We start from the raw sequence: 5,134 nt of genomic DNA, 5'->3' as shown, positions 1-5,134 counted from the left end.
GGTCAGGAGGGGGCGCGGGCCACGGTCGTGTGACGGAGGGGCGTCGCGGGTCAGTCCCGCTCGCCGCCGCCCAGGTGGTGCACCCGGACCATGTTGGTGGTGCCGGGGACGCCGGGGGGCGAGCCGGCGGTGATGACCATCGTGTCGCCGTCGCTGTAGCGGTTCAGCTTGAGCAGCTCCGCGTCGACGAGGTCGACCATCGCGTCGGTGTTGTCCACGTGCGGGACGACATGGGACTCGACGCCCCAGCTCAGGGCGAGCTGGTTGCGGGTGGCCTCCTCCGTGGTGAAGGCCAGGATCGGCTGGGCCGTGCGGTAGCGGGAGAGGCGGCGGGCGGTGTCGCCGGACTTGGTGAAGGCGACCAGGGCCTTGCCGTCCAGGAAGTCCGCGATCTCGCAGGCCGCGCGGGCCACCGAACCGCCCTGCGTACGGGGCTTCTTGCCAGGAACCAGCGGCTGGAGGCCCTTGGAGAGCAGCTCCTCCTCGGCGGCGCAGACGATCTTCGACATCGTCTTGACCGTCTCGATCGGGTACGCGCCCACCGAGGACTCGGCGGACAGCATGACCGCGTCCGCGCCGTCCAGGATCGCGTTGGCGACGTCGGACGCCTCGGCGCGGGTCGGCCGCGAGTTGGTGATCATCGACTCCATCATCTGGGTCGCCACGATCACCGGCTTGGCGTTGCGCCGGCAGAGCTCCACCAGGCGCTTCTGCACCATCGGGACCTTCTCCAGCGGGTATTCGACGGCGAGGTCGCCACGGGCCACCATCACGCCGTCGAACGCCGCGACGACGCCCTCCATGTGCTCGACCGCCTGCGGCTTCTCCACCTTGGCGATGACGGGAACCCGGCGGCCCTCCTCGTCCATCACCTTGTGGACGTCCTTGACGTCGTCGGCGTCGCGGACGAAGGAGAGGGCGACCAGGTCGCAGCCCATCCGCAGCGCGAAGCGCAGGTCCTCGACGTCCTTCTCGGACAGGGCCGGGACGTTGACCGCCGCACCGGGCAGGTTGATGCCCTTGTGGTCGGAGATGACGCCGCCCTCGATGACGATGGTCTTCACCCGGGGGCCCTCGACCGCGACGACCTTCAGCTCGACGTTGCCGTCGTTGATCAGGATCGGGTCACCCTTGGTGACGTCGCCGGGCAGCCCCTTGTAGGTGGTGCCGCAGATCGACTTGTCGCCGGGTACGTCCTCGGAGGTGATGGTGAACTCGTCCCCGCGGACCAGCTCGACCGGGCCCTCGGCGAACTTCGCCAGCCGGATCTTCGGGCCCTGGAGGTCGGCGAGCACGCCCACCGCGCGGCCGGTCTCGGCGGCCGCCTTACGGACGCGGTCGTAACGGCCCTGGTGTTCCTCGTGGGTGCCGTGACTGAAGTTGAAACGGGCCACGCTCATGCCGGCCTCGATCAGAGCGACGAGCTGCTCATGCGAGTCGACGGCGGGACCGAGGGTGCAGACGATTTTGGAACGGCGCATGAGGCGGATCCTATCGGTTTGTTTCGCTGTGGAATATTCCGTCTGGTGGAAGGTACAAAGGGGCGCGAGGGTGCTCAGTTGTCGACCTGTCCGAACCGCGGACTACGCCTCCTCGACGAGCGCGAAGGTCTGCTCGGCGATCTCCAGCTCCTCGTCCGTCGGCACCACGGCGACCGCCACCCGGGCGTACTCCGGCGAGATCAGCCGCGGTTCGCCGGACCGTACGGCGTTGAGCGAGGCGTCCACCGCCATGCCCAGCTCCTCCAGGCCCGCGATGGCAGCTTCCCGCACCGGAGCCGCGTTCTCCCCGACCCCCGCCGTGAACACCACCGCGTCCACCCGGCCGAGCACCGCCGTATAGGCGCCGATGTACTTCTTCAGCCGGTGGATGTAGATGTCGAAGGCCAGCGCCGCCCGCTCGTCGCCCTCGTCGATCCGGCGGCGGATCACCCGCATGTCGTTGTCGCCGCACAGGCCGACCAGACCGCTCTTCTTGTTCAGCAGGACGTCGATCTCGTCGGCCGACATGCCAGCCACGCGCTTCAGGTGGAAGGTGACCGCCGGATCGATGTCCCCGGAGCGCGTACCCATCACGAGCCCTTCCAAAGGCGTCAGCCCCATCGAGGTCTCCACGCACCGCCCGCCCGCGACCGCCGAGGCCGACGCCCCGTTGCCCAGGTGCAGCACGATGACGTTCACCTCTTCGGGGGCCTTGCCCAGCAGCTCGGCCGTCTTCCGCGAGACGTACGCGTGCGAGGTGCCGTGGAAGCCGTAGCGGCGGATCCGGTGCGCGTCGGCGGTCTCCACGTCGATCGCGTACCGCGCGGCCGCCTCCGGCATCGTCGTGTGGAACGCCGTGTCGAAGACCGCCACCTGCGGCAGGTCCGGCCGCAGCGCCTGCGCGGTGCGGATACCGGTGATGTTCGCCGGGTTGTGCAGCGGGGCCACCGGGACGAGCCGCTCGATCTCCTTCAGCACCTCGTCGGTGATCACCGTCGGCGCGCTGAACTTCAACCCGCCGTGCACCACCCGGTGCCCGATCGCGGCGAGTTCGGGGGAGTCCAGGCCGAGGCCGTCGGCCGCCAGCTCCTCGGCCGCCGCCTTCAGCGCCTCGTCGTGGTCCGCGATCCGGCCCGTACGCTCCCGGGGCTCGGCGCCGCCGCCGGTCAGCGGCGTGTGCGCCAGGCGCGAGGTCTCCTCGCCGATCCGCTCGACCAGGCCCGAGGCGAGCCGGGAGCGGTCGCGCATGTCGAGGAGCTGGTACTTCACCGACGAGGAGCCGGAGTTGAGGACGAGGACGCGGTGCGGTTCCACAGAGGTCGTACCTTCGTGCTGGGGGATGGAGGAAGTCGTCATGCGGGGCGCTCCTCGCTCTGTGCCTGGATCGCCGTGATCGCCACCGTGTTGACGATGTCCTGGACGAGCGCGCCGCGCGAGAGGTCGTTGACGGGCTTGCGCAGACCCTGGAGGACCGGGCCGACCGCCACCGCGCCCGCCGAGCGCTGCACGGCCTTGTAGGTGTTGTTGCCGGTGTTCAGGTCGGGGAAGATCAGCACGGTCGCCCGGCCCGCGACCTCGGAGTCCGGGAGCTTCGTCGCCGCGACGGTCGGCTCGACCGCCGCGTCGTACTGGATCGGCCCCTCCACCCGCAGCTCGGGCCGCTCCGCCCGCACCCGCTCGGTCGCCTCGCGCACCTTGTCGACGTCCGCGCCGGAGCCGGAGGTCCCGGTGGAGTACGACAGCATCGCCACCCGCGGCTCCACGCCGAAGCGGGCCGCCGTCACCGCCGACTGCACCGCGATGTCCGCGAGCTGCTCGGCGTTCGGGTCCGGGTTGACCGCGCAGTCGCCGTACACGAGGACCTTGTCGGCCAGGCACATGAAGAAGACGGACGAGACGATCGACGCGTCGGGCTTCGTCTTGATGATCTCGAACGCCGGGCGGATCGTCGCGGCCGTGGAGTGCACCGACCCGGACACCATCCCGTCGGCCAGGCCCTCCTGGACCATCAGCGTGCCGAAGTAGTTCACGTCCGCCACCACGTCGTACGCCAGCTCCACCGTCACCCCCCGGTGCGCGCGCAGCTGCGCGTACCGCTCGGCGAACCGCTGCCGCAGCTCCGAGGTGTGCGGGTCGATCAGCTGGGTGTCCGAGAGGTCGATGCCGAGGTCGGCGGCCTTCTTGCGGATCACGTCCACATCGCCGAGGAGGGTGAGTTCGCAGACGTCCCGGCGCAGCAGCACGTCGGCGGCGCGCAGCACCCGCTCCACCGTGCCCTCCGGCAGCACCACGCGCTTGCGGTCGGACCGGGCCTGCTCCAGCAGCTCGTGCTCGAACATCATCGGAGTGACCCGTCCGCTGCGGGCCACCGAGATCCGGTCGAGCAGCGCCGCGGTGTCGACGTGGCGCTCGAACAGACCGAGGGCGGTCTCCGCCTTGCGCGGTGTCGCCGCGTTCAACTTGCCTTCGAGGGTGAAGAGTTCGGCGGCGGTGGGGAAGGAGCCGCCGGCCACCGACACGACCGGGGTGCCCGGTGCGAGCCGGGCGGCCAGCGTGAGTATCTCCTCGCCGGGCCGCTCGTCCAGCGTCAGCAGCACGCCCGCGATGGGCGGGGTACCCGCGCTGTGCGCGGCCAGCGAGCCCACCACCAGGTCCGCGCGGTCCCCGGGGGTGACCACCAGGCAGCCGGGCGTCAGCGCGTTCAGCAGGTTCGGCAGCATGGCTCCGCCGAACACGAAGTCCAGCGCGTCGCGCGCCAGCCCCGAGTCGTCGCCGAGCAGCACCGTGCCGCCCAGCGCCGCGGTGATCTGGGCGACCGTGGGGGCGGAGAGCGCCGGGTCGTCCGGCAGGACGGAGACGGGGACGGGCAGCCGGGCCGCGAGCCGCTCCGCGATCCCCGCCCGGTCCTCCGCCGCGACCCGGTTCACCACCATGGCCAGCACGTCGCAGCCCAGGCCCGCGTAGGCGCGGTAGGCGTTACGGGTCTCGGCGCGGACGGACTCCGCGGTCTGCCCCTTGCCGCCGACCACCGCGATCACCGAGGCCCCGAACTCGTTGGCCAGCCGGGCGTTCAGCGCCAGCTCGTCGGGGAGCTGGGTGGCCGCGAAGTCACTGCCCAGCACGAGGACCGCCTCGTACTCCCTGGCCACCTGGTGGAACCGCTCGACGAGCTGCGAGACCAGCTCGTCGGTGCCCTTCTCCGCCTGCACGGCGGAGGCCTCGTGATAGTCCAGGCCGTAGACGGAGGCCGGGCTCTGGGAGAGCCGGTAGCGGGCCCGCAGCAGCTCGTAGAGCCGGTCGGGCCCGTCATGAACCAGCGGGCGGAAGACCCCGACCCGGTCCACCTGACGCGTCAGAAGCTCCATGACTCCCAGCTCGACGACCTGACGGCCGTCCCCCCGGTCGATCCCGGTCACGTACACGCTCCGCGCCACGCGTGCTCTCCCGTCCATGTTCGGTGCCGCGACCCGCGGGGCGTCCGGACGTGCGGTGCTGCCCCCGTGCCAGCCCGGTGTCCGCCGGGTGCGGCATTGGCCTGCATTGCCTCTTGACGATACCTGCGAGGACCGCTATACCGCCCGCCGGAGGTTCCGGCAGCCCGCAGTCGTGGGCCCCGCCCTTCGCCATCCTCCTACCCACGGGCGCCACCGGCC

Annotated in this window: 3 protein-coding genes; all 3 read right to left on the bottom strand. The window is 71.1% G+C overall.

The window, feature by feature from the left end; genetic code table 11:
• Nucleotides 1–50 precede the first annotated feature (50 nt).
• Nucleotides 51–1,481, bottom strand: coding sequence for a pyruvate kinase (gene pyk / locus ACFWM7_RS33405; protein ID WP_383268035.1), 1,431 nt, complete (start codon nt 1,479–1,481; stop codon nt 51–53).
• Nucleotides 1,482–1,583: 102 nt separating this feature from the next.
• Nucleotides 1,584–2,837, bottom strand: coding sequence for an acetate kinase (locus ACFWM7_RS33400; RefSeq protein WP_383268033.1), 1,254 nt, complete (start codon nt 2,835–2,837; stop codon nt 1,584–1,586).
• Complete coding sequence (pta, locus tag ACFWM7_RS33395; protein WP_383268031.1) at nt 2,834–4,915, bottom strand: phosphate acetyltransferase; 2,082 nt, start codon at nt 4,913–4,915, stop codon at nt 2,834–2,836. Before pta ends, ACFWM7_RS33400 begins: the two co-directional genes overlap by 4 nt.
• Nucleotides 4,916–5,134: the final 219 nt, after the last annotated feature.

It is taken from the genome of Streptomyces sp. NPDC058375 (genome assembly GCF_042723425.1).
Classification (GTDB): Bacteria; Actinomycetota; Actinomycetes; order Streptomycetales; family Streptomycetaceae; genus Streptomyces; species Streptomyces durocortorensis.
Note: the sequence above shows the minus strand (reverse complement) of the source record. Positions and strands in the feature narration are given on the sequence as shown.

Coding starts and splice junctions, on each gene's coding strand:
- pyk (WP_383268035.1), bottom strand. CDS start 1,481: ATGCGCCGTTCCAAAATCGTCTGCACCCTCGGTCCCGCCGTCGACTCG.
- ACFWM7_RS33400 (WP_383268033.1), bottom strand. CDS start 2,837: ATGACGACTTCCTCCATCCCCCAGCACGAAGGTACGACCTCTGTGGAA.